Source organism: Arsenophonus sp. ENCA, assembly GCF_002287155.1.
In the GTDB taxonomy this organism is placed as follows: domain Bacteria; phylum Pseudomonadota; class Gammaproteobacteria; order Enterobacterales; family Enterobacteriaceae; genus Arsenophonus; species Arsenophonus nilaparvatae.
In genome coordinates, this window is sequence record NZ_NHNG01000379.1 from 1 (window position 1) to 582 (window position 582).

Annotated in this window: 3 protein-coding genes; 1 reads left to right on the top strand and 2 read right to left on the bottom strand. The window is 43.5% G+C overall.

The genetic code is table 11. From position 1 onward, the window contains the following. Nucleotides 1-180 (bottom strand): hypothetical protein (locus tag CBG25_RS09930; RefSeq protein WP_290606383.1); only part of this gene is annotated, 180 nt, incomplete at its 3' end. Beyond that, entirely contained in the window at nucleotides 177-311 is a 135-nt protein-coding gene (locus tag CBG25_RS09935) for a hypothetical protein (protein WP_290606392.1), read from the bottom strand. The genes CBG25_RS09930 and CBG25_RS09935, both read right to left, overlap by 4 nt. Before the next feature lie 131 nt (nucleotides 312-442). Here CBG25_RS09935 and CBG25_RS21410 point away from each other — a divergent pair. Beyond that, on the top strand, nucleotides 443-582 hold a 140-nt coding region (locus CBG25_RS21410; protein WP_366212744.1), incomplete at its 3' end, for a helix-turn-helix domain-containing protein.

Genomic DNA, 582 nt, shown 5'->3' on the forward strand with positions numbered 1-582 from the left:
AAAAAACCAAGAAATCTTTTTAAAACTTAACCCCCACCGCTCGACGCAGCCAAGTGACCGAGCAACGCGAGCGAACGGGCGAGGAAGCGGAATATAGCCCGAAGTTAAAAGGAGCACGGTCACTCGAAAACCACAGGGAACACCGCTACTCAAAAAGAATTTAATCATCTCGGAGTTCATACCGCACCTCCGACTCTATTCAGAATCCGGGCACGCTGACGAAGGGTTAAATTGCGTGAGGTTCGAGCAAATAACTCGATTATTTGATTTTGCGCTTCAATTACGCGCACACGGAAGGTACTATTTCGCATAGTCCGACTCCTAGTATACTTAGGTTTTGGATTAGCTCTACCCGCCAATTCCCAAACGAAATGCAACAAAGTAAATCCTTGGTCATACATAGATAAAATTACTGTAATGACCCCATAAGAGATACTGTTGTATGAAGGGAAAACATTTGAACTTACATGAGCGTTTTTATATCGAAAAACGAATAATTGACGGTGTTACTCAGGCCACTATTGCTAGAGAATTGGGGCTTTCTCGTTCAACTGTCAGCAGGGAACTCAAACGTAATACTGA

Coding starts and splice junctions, on each gene's coding strand:
- CBG25_RS09935 (WP_290606392.1), bottom strand. CDS start 311: ATGCGAAATAGTACCTTCCGTGTGCGCGTAATTGAAGCGCAAAATCAA.